At 36.0% G+C, this 15,979-nt stretch carries 18 protein-coding genes; all 18 read left to right on the top strand.

Features of this window, described 5'->3' with window-relative positions:
• Positions 1–287 precede the first annotated feature (287 nt).
• The 18 genes from KORDIASMS9_RS07765 (at position 288) to KORDIASMS9_RS07680 (ending at position 15,955) form a co-directional block, all read left to right on the top strand.
• A complete protein-coding gene (locus KORDIASMS9_RS07765; protein WP_240321155.1) occupies positions 288–2,081 on the top strand; it encodes a tetratricopeptide repeat protein in 1,794 nt (597 codons plus the stop codon).
• Between the two features lie 289 nt (positions 2,082–2,370).
• The gene (locus tag KORDIASMS9_RS07760; protein WP_114902300.1) at positions 2,371–2,685 is read left to right on the top strand and encodes a DUF4286 family protein; all 315 of its coding nucleotides are present in this window, start codon (positions 2,371–2,373) and stop codon (positions 2,683–2,685) included.
• A 6-nt stretch (positions 2,686–2,691) separates the two neighbouring features.
• Positions 2,692–3,129, top strand: a complete 438-nt coding sequence (locus KORDIASMS9_RS07755; RefSeq protein WP_114902299.1) for a hypothetical protein — start codon at positions 2,692–2,694, stop codon at positions 3,127–3,129.
• A gap of 17 nt (positions 3,130–3,146) precedes the next feature.
• On the top strand, positions 3,147–3,929 hold the full coding sequence (rsmA, locus tag KORDIASMS9_RS07750; RefSeq protein WP_114902298.1) for a 16S rRNA (adenine(1518)-N(6)/adenine(1519)-N(6))-dimethyltransferase RsmA: 783 nt from the start codon (positions 3,147–3,149) through the stop codon (positions 3,927–3,929).
• Positions 3,916–5,268: a magnesium transporter gene (gene mgtE, locus KORDIASMS9_RS07745; protein ID WP_114902297.1), complete on the top strand. Its 1,353-nt coding sequence runs from the start codon at positions 3,916–3,918 to the stop codon at positions 5,266–5,268. Before rsmA ends, mgtE begins: the two co-directional genes overlap by 14 nt.
• Positions 5,269–5,424: 156 nt before the next feature.
• Positions 5,425–5,814, top strand: coding sequence for an AraC family transcriptional regulator (locus KORDIASMS9_RS07740; protein ID WP_114902296.1), 390 nt, complete (start codon positions 5,425–5,427; stop codon positions 5,812–5,814).
• A gap of 47 nt (positions 5,815–5,861) precedes the next feature.
• Positions 5,862–6,257, top strand: coding sequence for a VOC family protein (locus KORDIASMS9_RS07735; protein ID WP_114902295.1), 396 nt, complete (start codon positions 5,862–5,864; stop codon positions 6,255–6,257).
• A gap of 11 nt (positions 6,258–6,268) precedes the next feature.
• The gene (locus tag KORDIASMS9_RS07730; protein ID WP_240321154.1) at positions 6,269–6,817 is read left to right on the top strand and encodes a VOC family protein; all 549 of its coding nucleotides are present in this window, start codon (positions 6,269–6,271) and stop codon (positions 6,815–6,817) included.
• Between the two features lie 149 nt (positions 6,818–6,966).
• On the top strand, positions 6,967–7,488 hold the full coding sequence (locus tag KORDIASMS9_RS07725) for a GNAT family N-acetyltransferase (protein ID WP_114902294.1): 522 nt from the start codon (positions 6,967–6,969) through the stop codon (positions 7,486–7,488).
• Positions 7,489–7,507: 19 nt separating this feature from the next.
• Entirely contained in the window at positions 7,508–7,873 is a 366-nt protein-coding gene (locus tag KORDIASMS9_RS07720; protein WP_114902293.1) for a cupin domain-containing protein, read from the top strand.
• A gap of 5 nt (positions 7,874–7,878) precedes the next feature.
• Positions 7,879–8,817 carry a 2-hydroxyacid dehydrogenase gene (locus KORDIASMS9_RS07715; protein ID WP_114902292.1) on the top strand — a complete coding sequence of 313 codons (939 nt, stop codon included), beginning with the start codon at positions 7,879–7,881 and terminating at the stop codon, positions 8,815–8,817.
• A 15-nt stretch (positions 8,818–8,832) separates the two neighbouring features.
• The gene (locus tag KORDIASMS9_RS07710; protein ID WP_114902291.1) at positions 8,833–9,348 is read left to right on the top strand and encodes a DUF4199 domain-containing protein; all 516 of its coding nucleotides are present in this window, start codon (positions 8,833–8,835) and stop codon (positions 9,346–9,348) included.
• Positions 9,349–9,373: 25 nt separating this feature from the next.
• The gene (locus tag KORDIASMS9_RS07705) at positions 9,374–9,760 is read left to right on the top strand and encodes a VOC family protein (protein WP_114902290.1); all 387 of its coding nucleotides are present in this window, start codon (positions 9,374–9,376) and stop codon (positions 9,758–9,760) included.
• Between the two features lie 70 nt (positions 9,761–9,830).
• The gene (locus tag KORDIASMS9_RS23130) at positions 9,831–10,493 is read left to right on the top strand and encodes a hypothetical protein (RefSeq protein ID WP_162819814.1); all 663 of its coding nucleotides are present in this window, start codon (positions 9,831–9,833) and stop codon (positions 10,491–10,493) included.
• An 88-nt stretch (positions 10,494–10,581) separates the two neighbouring features.
• Positions 10,582–10,911 carry a helix-turn-helix transcriptional regulator gene (locus KORDIASMS9_RS07695; RefSeq protein WP_114902289.1) on the top strand — a complete coding sequence of 110 codons (330 nt, stop codon included), beginning with the start codon at positions 10,582–10,584 and terminating at the stop codon, positions 10,909–10,911.
• Positions 10,912–11,095: 184 nt separating this feature from the next.
• Positions 11,096–11,515, top strand: coding sequence for an arsenate reductase ArsC (locus tag KORDIASMS9_RS07690; RefSeq protein ID WP_114902288.1), 420 nt, complete (start codon positions 11,096–11,098; stop codon positions 11,513–11,515).
• A 357-nt stretch (positions 11,516–11,872) separates the two neighbouring features.
• Positions 11,873–15,292, top strand: a complete 3,420-nt coding sequence (locus KORDIASMS9_RS07685) for a hypothetical protein (protein ID WP_371412759.1) — start codon at positions 11,873–11,875, stop codon at positions 15,290–15,292.
• A 93-nt stretch (positions 15,293–15,385) separates the two neighbouring features.
• Positions 15,386–15,955 (top strand): DUF3575 domain-containing protein, encoded by a 570-nt coding sequence (locus KORDIASMS9_RS07680; RefSeq protein ID WP_162819813.1) that lies wholly within the window; start codon positions 15,386–15,388, stop codon positions 15,953–15,955.
• The last annotated feature ends 24 nt before the right edge of the window (positions 15,956–15,979 follow it).

Here is a 15,979-nt window from a genome sequence, read left to right as displayed (position 1 = left end):
CGTATCATATTCGAGCTTAACAAAAAATGCTATATACCCAAACCTAGTTTTAAATAGTTTTAATCTATGGAATTTATAGCTATAGAAATGCCTGAGTCATCGCTCAGGCATTTTGCTGTTGTCAAGTTGCAAACTCACAACAGCTATCGCAAATTTTAACCTTGTAACAACAAAAATCCAAAATCTAACAGCGCGAAAGCGTGAGTCTAAAAGCGAAGCGCGTCTAAAAATCCAGCGTTACCATTTTCTTAACATACTTTATGTTATCTTTGAATAAAAGCTTTTCTATGCGTATCTTCTTATTCCTCATTTTCAGTATGGCAATGTGTACCCAAACATGGGCGCAAAATGATGCATTGGCGCAACAATATTATGAAAAAGGAGAATACAAAAAAGCCATTGTAGCTTTTGAAAAACTCTATAAAAGCGCGCCGCGGAAAATCAATTATTTTATTGGAATGATCAATAGTTACCAGCAATTGGAAGATTTTGAAACTGCTGAAAAACTATTGTTAGCAGAAATAGAAAATCCAACGCTAAAACGGTTGAATCCTATTTTATATGTAGAAACAGGTTTTAATTACGATCTAAAACGCGATTCCATCATTGCAAATAGTTATTATGAAAAAGCCGTTGCCTACACACAGCAGAAAATTTCTGCTTCGTATAGTATTGGTCGTGCGTTTGAAAAAAAATCTTTGTTAGATTATGCCTTGCGAGTGTACAAATACGCCATGGAAGAAAATCCAAATTACAATTTCCTCAACAACATAGCGCGTATTTATGGTGAAAAAGGAGACATTGAAAAAATGTTTTCTAGCTATTTGGATTTGATCAAAAATCGCGAAGAGCAAAAAGGCTATTCGCAACGAATTATCAGTCAATTTTTACGGAATGATCCGAATAACGAAAACAATACACTCTTTCGAAAATTATTGCTCAAACGCAATCAAGAAGAACCAAACTTATTGTGGAACGAATTGTTGAGCTGGTTATTTATTCAGCAAAAACAATACAAAAGAGCGTTCATTCAAGAGAAAGCTATTTACATGAATGGCGATTATTCATTACAACGCATTTTTGAGTTGGCAAACCTGAGCATTGAAGATGGTGATGATGAAACAGCGCGCGAAATTCTAAATTATATCATTGACAATTCTACACAAGATATGACCATCATTCGTGCGTCTCAAAACTTATTGCAACTGGATATTGACGCTGTGGCAGATGGAAACTATGACGAAATTCAGCAACGATTTGAAGCATTATTAGCAGAATACGGACGTAACTTCCGAACGATATTATTACAACGCGATTATGCGAATTTTTTAGCATTCCAAAAAAACGATCCGGAAGCTGGAATTGCCTATTTAAAAGAAGCCACAGAACTCAAATTGACCTTACGTCAAGCGGCAGTTGTCAAATTGGCTTTGGGTGATATTTTGGTGTATCAAGAGCAATTCAATCAGGCATTAATCTACTTTTCACAAGTACAAAAAGCCTTGAAAAATGATGTCAAAGGACAAGAAGCACGTTTTCGGGTAGCGCGAACCAGTTATTACAAAGGTGATTTTGCTTGGGCAGAAACGCAACTCAAAGTATTAAAATCGTCTGTTTCACAACTCATTGCGAATGATGCTTTGCAACTCAAATTGATCATTTCTGATAATTCCTTAGAAGATTCTACACAAACAGCGTTGAAAAAATATGCAAAAGCAGACTTGCTATCGTATCAAAAAAAAGAAACAGAAGCCATTGCCAAGTTGGAAGAAATTTTGCAAAATCACAAAGGAGAAAAAATTGAAGATGAAGCCTTATTCATGCAAGCAAAACTCTATGAAAAACGTGATGAATTTGACAAAGCGCGTTTAAATTACAAAAAAATTATTGAGTTTTACAAAGAAGACATTCTCGCAGACGACGCGTATTTTGCCATGGCACAACTCTACCTCAACCATTTTGACGATCCTGAAAAAGCCAAGCAATACTTTGAAGAAATCATATTCAATCATCAAGACAGTATTCATTATGTAGAAGCGCAAAAAGCGTATCGCAGGTTGCGTGGTGATGCGGTGAATTAACACTTCCTTGAAATCTTTTAAATAAGAAAAATTATTCTTTAATTTCGATTCCCAAAGTTTAAAAACAAAAATGTCAAATCGAGCATTACTGAAAGTACCTAGCGAAGCTATCGAGATTCTATAAAAGTAGAATTTTTCCTTAGCTTCTCGACTGCGCTCGAAGAGACAATTATTAATTCTAACGGCTAAACTATTACAATAAACTCAATATCAATCTTGAATTCCATCATAAATAAAGACATAATTCACGGTAAAACCGTAATTTTGCAGTTCATTACAAAACACTTGTATGTACATTTACAACGTAACAATCAACATTGCAGATAGCGTTCACGAAGAATTTTTAAGCTGGATGAAAACACACATTCCCGACGTGTTGGCAACAGGGAAATTCACCACTGCCCGATTCTCTCAAGTATTGGTGGAAGAAGAAGATGGCGGCACTACGTATTCTGTGCAATACACCGCAAAATCACGCGCCGATTTAGATGCGTATTACGAAGAAGATGCACCGCGATTGCGCGAAGAAGGCATGAAAAAATTTGCCGATACCATGCTAGGTTTCCGTACCGAATTAAAAATAATAGAAGACTTTAAAGCGTAAGAGAAGATGGAGAAAAGATATTATTCACAACTAGCCTATTTTATCAAAGCGATTCTGATCATCATCGTTCTCGGTGTGTTTTTCTATATCATTACCGAACTTTCTGATCAAATTGCAGAAACACTCAGCATCAAATTCCGTAAAAACTTAGTCGCTATTGAATATGTGATGAATATTGTATTCGGCATTATTTGTTTGTTGTTTATCTTGATCATTCTCCTGCGAGGAAAACCGCAAATAACTATCAATGAAACGATGATCAGAACCAATCGTTTCAAAAAGAAATTTGAAGAATTGGCGTCCTATCATCCTGGAAAAGGCGGAAGCGAACCGTTTGTACTTTCCAAAGAAGGAAAACAATACGATATTGAACTTTCATGGTTTTCCAAAAAAGACCGAAAAGAAATTGAAGCATTTTTAACAGAACGTATTCAAACTGCCTAAACCACTAATTTATACACATGAGCAACAAGGTCAGCCCCAAAAAATATTTAGGACAGCATTTTTTAAAAGATGAAGAAGTCGCACAACGCATTGCTGACACGCTTTCGCTGCAAGGCTATGAAAATGTATTGGAAATTGGTCCAGGCATGGGCGTTTTGACCAAATATTTACTCGAAAAACCCGTCAAAACCTACGTTTGTGAAATTGACACAGAATCAGTTGCGTATTTGCGAGCACATTATTTACAACTCTCCGATCGTATTTTGGAAGAAGATTTCCTAAAGTACAATCTCAAAAATACGTTTCACGACGAACCGTTTGCCATCATTGGAAACTTTCCATATAACATTTCCACACAAATCGTATTTAAAACCTTAGAACTGCGCGATCAAATTCCTGAATTTAGCGGCATGTTTCAAAAGGAAGTCGCACAACGTATTTGCGCACCACATGGCAACAAAACTTATGGAATTTTGTCGGTGTTGACCCAAGCTTTTTACGAAGCAGAATATTTATTTACAGTGCCGCCAGACGTGTTCAATCCGCCACCAAAAGTAGATTCTGGTGTGATGCGACTCATCCGAAAAGAAAATTATACACTTCCGTGCGATGAAAAACTCTTCTACCGAGTGGTAAAAATGGCGTTTCAACAGCGAAGAAAAACACTTCGTAACAGTTTAAAAACATTCAATCTTTCCGATAATTTAAAAGAAGATACTATCTTTGGGCTGCGACCAGAGCAACTTAGTGTGCAAGGTTTTGTAGATTTAACCATCAAGATAGCAAATGACTCCGTTTAAACTCAGCGATGAACTCATTGAGAATGTACAACAACTCATTGAGGAACAAAAAGATCCGGCACTTCTAGCATTACTAGAAGAAGTTCACTATGCGGATATTGCTGAAATTATTGACGATTTAAATCTTGAAGAAGCTACGTATATCATCAAGCTGTTAGACAGTGAAAAAACTTCGGACATTCTTACGGAAGTTGATGATGACGTACGTGAAAAAATTCTGGAAAATCTTTCTGCCAAAGAAATCGCCGAAGAAATTGACGAACTCGATACGGATGATGCAGCAGATATTATTTCGGAACTTCCTGAAGAACGAAAAGAAGCTGTAATTTCAGAGTTAGAAGACCGCGAACATGCCAAGGAAATTGTAGAATTACTGCGTTATGATGAAGATACCGCAGGTGGATTAATGGCAAAAGAATTGGTTTGGGTGAACGAAAATTGGAATGTGATGACTTGCGTAAAAGAAATGCGCAAACAAGCAGAAGAAGTCACCCGTGTGCATTCCATTTATGTGGTAGATGATGAAGATACGTTGAAAGGAAGACTTTCATTAAAAGACTTGCTCACAACATCCACGCGAACGCCAATTAAAGATGTATATATTCCCAAAGTAGATTATGTAAATGTGCATGACAAAGCCGAAGATGTTGCCAAAGTCATGTCAAAATACGATCTGGAAGCCATTCCCGTAGTAGACGAAATGAAGCGATTGGTAGGGCGTATTACAATTGATGATATTGTAGATGTCATTCGTGAAGAAGCTGAAAAAGATTACCAATTAGCTGCTGGTATTACACAAGATGTAGAAGCCGATGATAGCATTTGGCAACTCACACGTGCACGTTTACCTTGGTTATTCTTAGGATTGGTCGGTGGAATTGGTGCGGCAGCCATTATGGAAGGTTTTGAAGAAATGATTAGCAATCACGCCATTCTCTTCTTTTTTACACCTTTGATTGCCGCGATGGCGGGAAATGTGGGCGTACAATCGAGCGCGATTATTGTGCAAGGTTTGGCAAATAACGATATTAAAGGAAGCATCAATACGCGTTTATGGAAAGAAATGTTGTTGGCGTTGTTGAACGGAATTGCGTTGGCAATTATTCTATTCTTTGTCGTTTGGATTTGGAAAGAAAATCCGATCATAGCATTGGCAATTTCGGCATCATTAGTCATTGTCATCATTGTCGCAGGAATCATTGGAACCTTTGTGCCGTTATTTTTAGACAAACGCGGCATTGATCCAGCCATTGCAACAGGACCTTTTATCACAACGAGCAACGATATCTTCGGAATTTTAATTTACTTCTTAATTGCGAAATTGATCATTGGAATTTAAAAAAGTACGTCTGTTACTTTGAAAATGATCAAAATTCTTGTTAGCTTTAGTCAATAACTAAAGCTGTATAAGCAAATTAACTTGCTAGTATGAAACAACAGAAATTCCTGTAATACTCACTTAGCAACGATTTAAAAACACGTTTCAACACACAACATGACCTTTTACGAAAGTAAAATACAACAAATTAAAGAACGTTGTTATTCCAATGATAAACAATTGGAAACGGTGATTGCGACAAAGAATTACATTGAAAATCATTATGAAACCACACTGAATTTAGATTTCCTTTCGCACATTCGCTTTACTTCCAAATATCATTTATTACGCCTTTTTAAAAAATATTATGGCATGACGCCGAGACAATATTTGATAGATATTCGCATTGCAAAATCGAAAGAGCAACTAAAAAACGGCATGTCAGTGACGGAAACTTGTTTTGCAGTCGGATTTGAAAGTTTAGGTTCGTTTAGTGCATTGTTTAAAGTCAAAACAGGCAAATCGCCTAGCGAATACCAAAAAGAGCAACTTTCGAGAAGCATCTAAACGTTTGAAGCAGTAGCTTTGAATTTTATCATAAAAAAACAACTGACATGAAAGTAACACTCATCAGCATTCCCGTTCGCGATCAAGAAAAAGCATTGCAATTTTACACAAAAAAATTAGGTTTCCTAAAAAAGAAAGATACGCCACTAGAAGGTGGAAATAGATGGCTGACCTTGGTTTCAAAAGATTGGCAAGACGGTCCAGAATTGTTATTAGAACCAGCACCATTACACTTTGAACCTAGCAAAGTATTTCAAGATGCGTTGATGGAAGCAGGATTTCCATACACACAGTTTGATGTAGATAGTGTTGATGAAGAATATGACCGATTGACAAAGCTTGGCGTGGAATTTAGTGTAAAACCCACCACAGTCGGAACTGTAAAAGTTGCCGTGTTAAACGACACTTGTGGAAATAATATACAACTTGTAGAAACACTTTAAAATCTTTCAAAATGAAAAAAATTCTAGTCATATTAATCATTGTACTGACATGTAGTTGTAAAGATCATCAACTAAATGAACAGGCTAACGAAAAAATAACGTTGCTAAAAACCAAGATTGATAGTTTGCTACAAAACATAAAAGAAAAAGCGTCAATGCCTGCGGAAAAACCAATCAAAACGTTTTTGACATTTCAAGAAAACAATGCCGAAGAAGCCATGAATTTCTATGTGGGTTTATTTGAAAATTCCAACATCTTAGATGTACAGCGTTATGGAAAAGATGGTCCAGCCAAAGAAGGAACGATCATGGTGGCAACCTTTGAATTGAACGGAAGTCGATTTGCGTGTAGCGATAGTTATATAAAGCATGCATGGGGATTTTCGCCCGCAGTTTCTATTTGGGTAGAATGCAAAACCAACGAAGAAATTGAAAACCTTCTAGCAAAACTATCGGAAAACGGAAAAATTCTAATGCCGTTAGACAATTATGGTTTCAGCTCAAAGTTTACGTTTCTTGAAGACCGATTTGGTGTGTCTTGGCAATTGAATTTAAAGTAAAAGGCATCTTTTTGAAAGAAAATTTACAGCAAATCAACATTGATTTACAAACTTTCAAACAATCTTGATACTATTCTGCTTTTTGTGTCGTTTACTTACAAAAAGAAGCGCAATACAACACAACTACAGATCAAGGTTTTAGAAAAAGCATGGAAAAGCATACCATCCGAAAAGCAGTTCCTAAGGACGCAAAATTTATTTCATTACTAGCAAAAATTACATTTTCAGAAACCTTTGGAAATCTGTTTCGTGATAAAAAAGACCTACGCGCGTATCTTGACAAAACCTTTTCTTTAGAAAAAATTACTTCCTCATTAAAAAAAGAAGAAAACGTATTCTGGATTGCGTATGCCGACGAACTTCCTGTAGGATATGCCAAACTCAAAAAGCGATCGCCTATACCGAATAGCTCGTACAAGCAAGCCGCGCAATTGCAAAAAATATATGTGCTCAAAGATTATTTAGCGCATAGAATCGGCACCAAATTACAAAACGAACTCTTCAAAGAAGTACAAACACTCAAGGTAAAACGCTTGTGGCTTTCGGTCTTACACACCAACGAACGCGCCATTGGTTTTTACAACAGACACAACTTTGAAAAATACGATTCCTACAGTTTCAGCATTGGAAAAGAAGATTTTGTATTTAATATTATGATGAAGACATTCTAAAATCTCGTACTTTAGTTCCATGAACGCAATCAATATCAAAGACAAATTTAAACTTGTTGACACGCAATGGCATCCACGACAAATTGCTGTGGTTGACGACATGCAAGTAATTTTAGCTAAAATTCAAGGCGAATTTGTATGGCACAAACACGATGACGAAGACGAACTATTTCAAGTAATCAAAGGAACCTTGTACATGAAGTTTCGCGATAAAACTGTGACGGTAAACGAAGGAGAAATCATTGTCGTACCAAAAGGTGTAGAACATTGTCCTGCAACAAAAGATGACGAAGAAGTACATTTATTACTTTTTGAAAAACTCACGACAGCACACACAGGCGATGTACAACACGAAAAAACTCAAACCGAATATCCAAAAATCTAACAAAAGTGAACATTTTACATTTAGATGAAAATCATCCGTTGCTTTTGGAGCAATTTGCCGCTTTGGGACATACAAATCATGAAGATTATACGTCGAGTAAAGCAGAAATAGCAGCGAAAATTAAAAACTATGATGGTTTTATCATTCGAAGTCGTTTCAAAATTGATGCGGATTTTCTAGCAAAAGCGACGAATCTCAAATTTATTGGTCGTGTGGGCGCAGGTTTGGAAAACATTGATGGAGAATTTGCAGCAGCAAAAGGCATCAAACTCATTGCGGCTCCAGAAGGCAATCGGAATGCTGTTGGAGAACATGCATTAGGAATGTTATTATCGCTGATGAACAAACTCAACAAAGGCGATCAAGAAGTGCGTGACGGAAAATGGTTGCGTGAAGCCAATCGCGGTGTGGAACTCGATGGGCAAACCGTTGGAATTATTGGCTATGGAAACATGGGAAAAGCCTTTGCAAAAAAACTACGCGGTTTTGAGGTGGAAGTCCTTTTTTATGATTTAAAAGAAAATATCGGTGACGAAAATGCTACGCAAGTTTCATTGGCTGAATTGCAAAAACGTGCAACAGTTTTAAGTTTGCATACACCACAAACGCCACTCACGATGAACATGATAAACAAAGAATTCATCGAAGCATTTCAACATCAATTTTGGTTTATCAATACGGCGCGTGGCAAAAGTGTGGTGACACAAGATTTGGTAGCAGCCTTACAATCCGGGAAAATTTTAGGTGCAGGATTGGACGTGTTGGAATATGAAAAAAGTTCGTTTGAAAATCTATTTCAAGACGATCAAATGCCAGCTGCGTTTCAATATTTAATTCAGGCACAAAATGTGCTTTTATCTCCGCATGTTGCAGGTTGGACTGTGGAAAGCAAAGAAAAATTGGCACAAACGATTGTAGACAAATTCAAAGTGCATTTTCATTAAAATAGCAAAAAAATCATGAAAAATACAGTGCTCACATACGGAATTTATAGTTTTATCTTAGCATCTGTACTGTTTTCGTTAGCACTCTATTTTGGATATGCACTAGCGTTTAAAACCCATGGAATTATTGGCTACGCAACCATTGTAGCTTCCTTAGTATTTGTCTATTTTGGTATCAAACATTATAAAAATCATGATCTTGATGGTGAAATTGATTTTAAAAAAGCATTCACTATTGGTTTTGGAATTGCCTCTTTTTCCGCAATTGCTTTTGGTTTGATTGATGCGATTTACATTACTAGTATCAACCCTGATTTTGTAGAAAATTACATTGCCTATGAATATGGTTTATTAGACACTCAAAATTTATCGGCAGCAGCCGTGTATATTGAAAAAAAATCTATTATGCTCCGTAGCGAAGTATTTGAAAGCGCCACCATCGTATTTTTTATCACACTTATGATGGTACTCGTTGTAGGCACAATCATTTCACTAGGATCTGCATTAGTTTTACACAAAAAAGAAGAATAACAAACAACAATTAAATAACGAACAGATGAAAAATAGAGTCACAGGTTTAGGCGGATTCTTCTTTAAAACGGAAGATCCAAAAGGATTAAAAAACTGGTACGGAAAACATTTAGGCTTGCCCGTAGATGACTATGGTTGCACTTTTTGGTGGAAAGATAAAGAAGGGAATGACTGTTCTACGCAATGGAGTACATTTCCGAACGACACTAAATATTTTCAGCCAAGCGAAAAGCAATTTATGATGAATTTTCGCGTAGAAAATTTAGTCGAATTGTTAAAAATTCTCAAAGAAGAAGGTGTTACGGTTGTGGGAGAAATAGAAGAATACAGTTATGGGAAATTTGGTTGGATTCTTGATCCGGAAGGCAACAAAATTGAACTTTGGGAACCAATAGATGCAGCGTTTCAATAGTTTTTAGTATGTACTTGTAACAAATAAGTAATCCTGCAAACTAATAAGATATCATCAAAAAAGAAACACCATGAGTGCAGAAAACGACAAATCAAATAAAAAAGCAAACGAACCTGAAGCGGAAGTTCACAAAGCAAAAATTGTGAGAGACTCCAAAGCGGAAGAACTGAAAGACGAAGTCAAAGAAACATTGCATAACGCCAAAGAAAAAGCTTCGGAATTCGCAGAAAAAGCGAAAGAAAAGGCGAGCGACTTTACCGAAGAAGCCAAAGAAGCATTTGGTGACGCCAAAGAAAAAGCAGCGGAGTTTGCCGGTGAAGCCAAAGAAAAGTTTGCCGAATTCTCCGAAAAAGCACAAGAAAAAGCGGCCGACTTTGCCGAAGATGCGAAAGAGGTTTTTGGAGAAACCAAAGAAAAAGCAGCTGAATTTGCTGAAGAAGCGAAAGAAAAATTTGCCGAATTCTCTGAAAAAGCGCAAGAAAAAACGGCTGACTTTGCCGAAGATGCCAAAGAAAAGTATGATGAATACAAAGATGTGGCAAAAGATAAATTTGCAGAAATTAGTGAAGAAGCAAAGGAAGTATTTGAAGATGTCAAAGAAAAAGTAAGCGAATTTGCAGAAGAAGCTAGTGAACGCTTAGAAGAATTCTCAGAAGAAGCCAAAGAAACCTTAGACGAAGCTTCTAAAAAAACGAAAAGCTTCTTTCAACGACTTTTCGGAAGTAAAAAATAAATTCTTAACATAAATGTTACTTATAAAAAGCTAGAAATGTTTCTAGCTTTTTATATCTTTATTGTAATATCACGTTACAATTAAGGCTATGGGCATTACAAAAAATCACATCTTCGACGAATACCAAAACGAAACCGCTTCCATTACGAAAGTTTTGGGACATCCTGCACGAATTGCCATTATACAACACATCAGTCAAAACGAATATTGCAATTGTAACGATTTGGTAAAAGCTACGGGATTGGCGCAACCTACAGTGTCACAGCATCTTTCCGAGATCAAAAAAATTGACTTACTCAAGCAAAAATATCAAGGGAAAAACACGTTTTATGCCATTGATTTAGATATTTTAAATCAATACCGTCGTAAAATCAATGATTTCTTTGTCAAAGTGCAAGTAAACTGTCAAAAACAATAACAAGTCACTGATTCTCTTAATGTTAAATTACATTTATTTAACATTAAGTATATTTATAAAAGTCACACTTCTCTTTATTTTTATAGTAATTAACTGTTAATTTTTTAAGTAATTAATGTGGTTTTTACTACTATTGCTTCATAAAATTAGCTGTATTGCTAATCCTAACAACCTACCATATATTATGAAAAACATACTTGTACTTTGTACTGGGAACTCGTGTCGCAGTCAAATGGCAGATGGATATTTAACCCATTTTACCAAAGAAAAAGCCACTATTTTTAGTGCAGGAATTGAAACGCATGGCATCAACCAAAAAGCGGTTGCTATTATGAAATTAGACGGAATTGACATCTCCAACAATACTTCTAACAATATTTCTGAATACGCACATATTAAATTTGATTACATCATTACAGTGTGCGATCATGCGCAAGAAAACTGTCCGTTTATTCCAAGTAAAAACGCAAAACGAATTCATCAAAACTTTTCAGATCCTTCAAAAGTAAAAGGTTCAGAAGCACATATTTTTAATGCCTTCAAAAAAACACGCGAACACATTAAAGCGTTTTGTGAAGCGTTTGTGGCAGAAGAGTTAAATTAGTTGCTAGTTGCTGGTTTTTTGTTGTTACTCTTTTAGTACTACTTCCGTTGAAAACCAAAATTACGAGAAGCAAAGGGACGTCATAGTTTGTTCATTGTAGAACGTATCTGTTCTTTGAAGTATCAGATTGCCACGAATTTTTGAAAAATTCTCGCAAAGACGTATCAAAGAAATTATAAACTATTATACTTCTTGGTTATTCGGTTGTTTTTTGGAAATTCGTTCATTTACTTCAAAAACTTCCACTTTTAAACACATAAACCTATAAACTCATCAACTTCTCTAATCGTTTCCACTAAAAAGCTTCTTTTCCTGCGAAAATTAAAATATTTTTGATCGGAATTAGTTTAGTTGTAGATGAAGTCACTCTTTCTATTTTTTTGTATCGGCTTGTTTTTCACTGTGCATTTGCAGGGACAAACAACAAACCGCCGTATTAAAAAAGTGGCTGTCAAAGATTCCATTGTGCTCGATTCGGTCAGTATCAATCCATTCAAATTTAAAATTACAGATAAAAAAAATGCACCAATTGATGCTACCGCGTACCGAATTGACTTTACGAAAGCCATACTGTATTTAGATTTGGCAAAAATCAACTCCGATTCTATTCGCGTAAGCTATACCCAATACCCAAAGTTTTTAACAAAAAAATATACAGGTTTTGATAAAAATATCATTGTTCAAAATCCAATTGATATTGATAAAATTGTCTCACTAAGCACCAATAAAGAACCCAAAAATACACGGCTTTTTGATGGTTTGAATACGTCGGGAAGCATTTCGCGTGGTGTGACTATAGGAAACAATCAGAATTCAGTGTTGAATTCGCAACTGGATTTGCAAATTTCGGGAAAAATCTCTGAAAATATTACCTTGCGCGCCTCTATTCAAGATGCCAACATTCCGATTCAGGAAAGTGGGTATTCACAACGTTTGGACGAGTTTGACCAAGTATTTATTGAATTGGAAAGCAAACGCTGGAAAATTCGTGCAGGAGATGTGAATCTGGCAAATACAACCACCGATTTTATGCGCTTTCAGAAAAAAGTACAAGGTGTGGGCATTACCGCAAATTTACCTGGCGAAAATAGCAATACCACACTTTTTGCTTCAGGAGCATTGGTGCGTGGTCGCTATACGCAAAGTCGTTTTCAAGGACAGGAAGGAAATCAAGGACCGTACAAATTGACAGGTCCGAATGAAGAATTATTTATTTTAATTATTTCGGGAAGTGAAACGGTTTTTGTGAATGGTTTGCCCGTAGAACGTGGAGAAAACAACGATTATGTGATTGATTACAACGCGGGAGAAATTACGTTTACCTCACGGTATCCAATCACTTCTGAGATGCGAATTACGGTAGAATATCAGTTTACCGACAATAATTACACACGATTTGTAGCGTATGGCGGCGCGCAATATGAACGTGAAAAGTTTAAAATTGCTGGATATTTGTATTCAGAAAATGATTCTAAAAATCAGCCAATTCAGCAGAATTTATCAGAGGAACAAGTCCAAATTTTACGCGATGCAGGAGACAATCAACAATTAATGACAGCGCCATCTGCTGTGGAACAAGCGTTTTCAGAAAATCGGATTTTATATAAAAAAGAAGTTATTGGCGGTATAGAAGTTTTTGTATTTTCCAACAATCCTGATGATACATTATTTGATGTTCGTTTTTCACTTGTGGGCGATAATCAAGGGAATTATGTATTGTCTAATACCGCTTCCAACGGACGTATTTACGAATATGTGCCACCGATTGCAGGTGTTCCGCAAGGAAATTACGAACCGATTGTGCAGTTGGTTTCACCTACCAAAATTCAAGTGGCGGTTGTGAATGGTTCGTATACGCCAAGCGAAAAAACGGATGTGAAATTTGAAGTCGGTTTTAGCGATACTGATCAGAATTTATTTTCATCTTTGGATGACGACGACAATCAAGGATTGGCTGCTAAAATCAGTGTGCAACAGCAATTGTTAGACAAGAAATGGAAAATACGCAGCTTTGTCGATTTTAATCATATTGATGAGAAGTTTCAAACTATTGAGCGTTTGTATTCGATTGAATTTAATCGCGATTGGAACTTAGACAACAATTTCAACACGGGAAATCAGCAGTTTTTATCTACAGGTTTAAATTTTTCAAACGAAAAAAACGGTACTGCACAATATCGTTTTGAATATTTAGATTTTAAAAATAACGCTACTGGAAATCGGCATGTATTACTTTCTGATTTGAAATTTGGGAAACTCCAAGTACAATCTAGCGGAAGCTTTTTAACAAACGAAACTACGACGACAACTTCCGATTTCTTTCGCTTGTTTGCGCGTTCTGCGTATAGTTTTGAGAAAAGCTGGATTGGCGCACGTGTGGATATTGAAAGCAATGAACAACAGGAAATTGCTACGGAAATCTTTACACCATTAAGTCAGCGTTTTAAAGCCTACACAGGATTTATTGGTGTTGGTGACAGTTTGAAAATTCATGCAGAAGTTGGCTATACATTTCGTGTGAATGATAGTTTGCGCAATGGAAATTTGCAACGCGTAAACACCTCAAACACCTACTTTTTAAAGTCGCGATTAATTCAAAATGAAAAAACACAATTGTCATTATTTGTCAATTACAGAACTTTGAATCAAGAAGAGGAAAGTTTGGAAGATGAAACTTCGTTGAATTCGCGTTTGGTATATCAACAGCGATTGTTTAACAATATTGTGACCTTAAATACGGTGTATGAAACCAATTCGGGAACGTTGCCACAACAGGAATTTACCTATGTGCAAGTCGATCAAGGACAAGGTGTGTATACTTGGATTGATTACAATGAAAATGGTATTCAGGAACTGGACGAATTTGAACTGGCACAATTTCCCGACGAAGCGATTTATGTGCGTGTGTTATTGCCCAATCAGATTTTCATTAAAACGCATCAAAATAAATTCAGTCAAGTCGTAACTTTCAATCCAACACAATGGAATACGAGTAAGACAAAAGGCATTAAGAAATTTTTATCGCATTTTTACAATCAATCCTCATTTTTAATAGACCGAAAGATTCGACGTGAAAATGATAATTTCAATTTCAATCCGTTTGACGATGCCGAAGATGAGAATGTTTTGGGATTGAGTCAAACCTTGCGAAATGCCCTTTTTTATAATCGCGGAAAGCAAAAATACACCACTTCGTATACGTATTTGAACGCAAAGGCAAAAAATTTGCTTTCGATCGGTTCACAAGAAAATATAAATACGTCGCATCAGGTTCAATTTACACATAAAATCGGCAAGTTTTGGTTGACCGATTTTATCAGCAGTACAGGAACAACCGAAAGTATTTCAGAAAATTTTCTCAATAAAAACTTTGAGATCAATCTTTTTAAAGTAGAACCAACTTTGTCGTATTTATTTAGTAGAAACAGTCGTTTTAGTGTATTTTACAAATATGAAAACAAGGAAAATCAAGTAGGCGATGCTGAAACGTTGACACAACAAAAAGTTGGACTTTCATTTGCGTATAACAATCAGCAGAAAATTGCACTGAATGGTGAGTTCAATTACTTTCAGAATGACTTTTCAGGGAATGCTTTTTCGCCTGTAGGGTATCAAATGTTAGAAGGTTTGCAACCTGGCACCAACTTTACTTGGAACATTTTAATTCAGAAAAAATTGACTAAGTTTTTAGATTTGAATCTTTCCTATTTTGGCAGAAAAAGTGAGGCTTCACAGACCATTCACACTGGAAATGTACAACTAAGAGCTTTCTTTTAATCAAGATACTACGCAACCTTTTTTTAAATTTCACATCTATCAATGGTATAATTGTTGTTGCAAGAGCAACATACAACAATAAAATCGTTAATTATGAATTACAACTTTACTACAAAATTACTTACTTTATTTCTTTTTTTAGGATTTGCAGCACACGCACAAGACACTGAAAGTACGATGCCAACAGATCGTTATGGCTTAGGTGAGCGCCAGCATGAAATCCGTTTAGATGTTTTTGATGCGGCTTTCTTTTCGGCGATTGACTTGAGTTATGAACGTGTAAGTGACACAGACTTTGGGTACGGAGCGTCACTTTTTTTAAATTTTAGAGACTCAGACGATGGATATTATGAAAAATTTGCTTTTACACCTTTCTTTAGATTTTACTTTTTAAATAGAGAAGATTACGGAGCTAAAGGCTTGTTTGCAGAAGCGTTTGTGAAAGTAGCTTCTGGAGAAGATTATGATAATATTTTTGATCTTGATGATGAGGACAGAGATTATTTTGACGCTGCCATCGGATTGTCCATTGGTCAAAAATGGGTGAACCGAAGAGGATTTATTTTAGAAATTTCACTTGGTGGTGGTCGCAACATTGGATTGGACGAAGATTCACCTGAATTTACCTTTAGAGGTGGAATTTCTTTGGGATATCGTTTTTAAAAAAAATAAAATTTAGATAAATAA

It is taken from the genome of Kordia sp. SMS9 (genome assembly GCF_003352465.1).
Taxonomy (GTDB): Bacteria; Bacteroidota; Bacteroidia; order Flavobacteriales; family Flavobacteriaceae; genus Kordia.
Note: the sequence above shows the minus strand (reverse complement) of the source record. Positions and strands in the feature narration are given on the sequence as shown.

What these genes read in the sequence shown, in the direction of transcription:
- KORDIASMS9_RS07690 (WP_114902288.1), top strand. Translation starts at nt 11,096, where the DNA reads ATGAAAAACATACTTGTACTTTGTACTGGGAACTCGTGTCGCAGTCAA.
- KORDIASMS9_RS07695 (WP_114902289.1), top strand. Translation starts at nt 10,582, where the DNA reads ATGGGCATTACAAAAAATCACATCTTCGACGAATACCAAAACGAAACC.
- KORDIASMS9_RS07680 (WP_162819813.1), top strand. Translation starts at nt 15,386, where the DNA reads ATGAATTACAACTTTACTACAAAATTACTTACTTTATTTCTTTTTTTA.
- KORDIASMS9_RS07760 (WP_114902300.1), top strand. Translation starts at nt 2,371, where the DNA reads ATGTACATTTACAACGTAACAATCAACATTGCAGATAGCGTTCACGAA.
- KORDIASMS9_RS07735 (WP_114902295.1), top strand. Translation starts at nt 5,862, where the DNA reads ATGAAAGTAACACTCATCAGCATTCCCGTTCGCGATCAAGAAAAAGCA.
- rsmA (WP_114902298.1), top strand. Translation starts at nt 3,147, where the DNA reads ATGAGCAACAAGGTCAGCCCCAAAAAATATTTAGGACAGCATTTTTTA.
- KORDIASMS9_RS07730 (WP_240321154.1), top strand. Translation starts at nt 6,269, where the DNA reads ATGAAAAAAATTCTAGTCATATTAATCATTGTACTGACATGTAGTTGT.
- KORDIASMS9_RS07720 (WP_114902293.1), top strand. Translation starts at nt 7,508, where the DNA reads ATGAACGCAATCAATATCAAAGACAAATTTAAACTTGTTGACACGCAA.
- KORDIASMS9_RS07740 (WP_114902296.1), top strand. Translation starts at nt 5,425, where the DNA reads ATGACCTTTTACGAAAGTAAAATACAACAAATTAAAGAACGTTGTTAT.
- KORDIASMS9_RS07725 (WP_114902294.1), top strand. Translation starts at nt 6,967, where the DNA reads ATGGAAAAGCATACCATCCGAAAAGCAGTTCCTAAGGACGCAAAATTT.
- KORDIASMS9_RS07765 (WP_240321155.1), top strand. Translation starts at nt 288, where the DNA reads ATGCGTATCTTCTTATTCCTCATTTTCAGTATGGCAATGTGTACCCAA.
- mgtE (WP_114902297.1), top strand. Translation starts at nt 3,916, where the DNA reads ATGACTCCGTTTAAACTCAGCGATGAACTCATTGAGAATGTACAACAA.
- KORDIASMS9_RS07705 (WP_114902290.1), top strand. Translation starts at nt 9,374, where the DNA reads ATGAAAAATAGAGTCACAGGTTTAGGCGGATTCTTCTTTAAAACGGAA.
- KORDIASMS9_RS07710 (WP_114902291.1), top strand. Translation starts at nt 8,833, where the DNA reads ATGAAAAATACAGTGCTCACATACGGAATTTATAGTTTTATCTTAGCA.
- KORDIASMS9_RS23130 (WP_162819814.1), top strand. Translation starts at nt 9,831, where the DNA reads ATGAGTGCAGAAAACGACAAATCAAATAAAAAAGCAAACGAACCTGAA.
- KORDIASMS9_RS07755 (WP_114902299.1), top strand. Translation starts at nt 2,692, where the DNA reads ATGGAGAAAAGATATTATTCACAACTAGCCTATTTTATCAAAGCGATT.
- KORDIASMS9_RS07685 (WP_371412759.1), top strand. Translation starts at nt 11,873, where the DNA reads ATGAAGTCACTCTTTCTATTTTTTTGTATCGGCTTGTTTTTCACTGTG.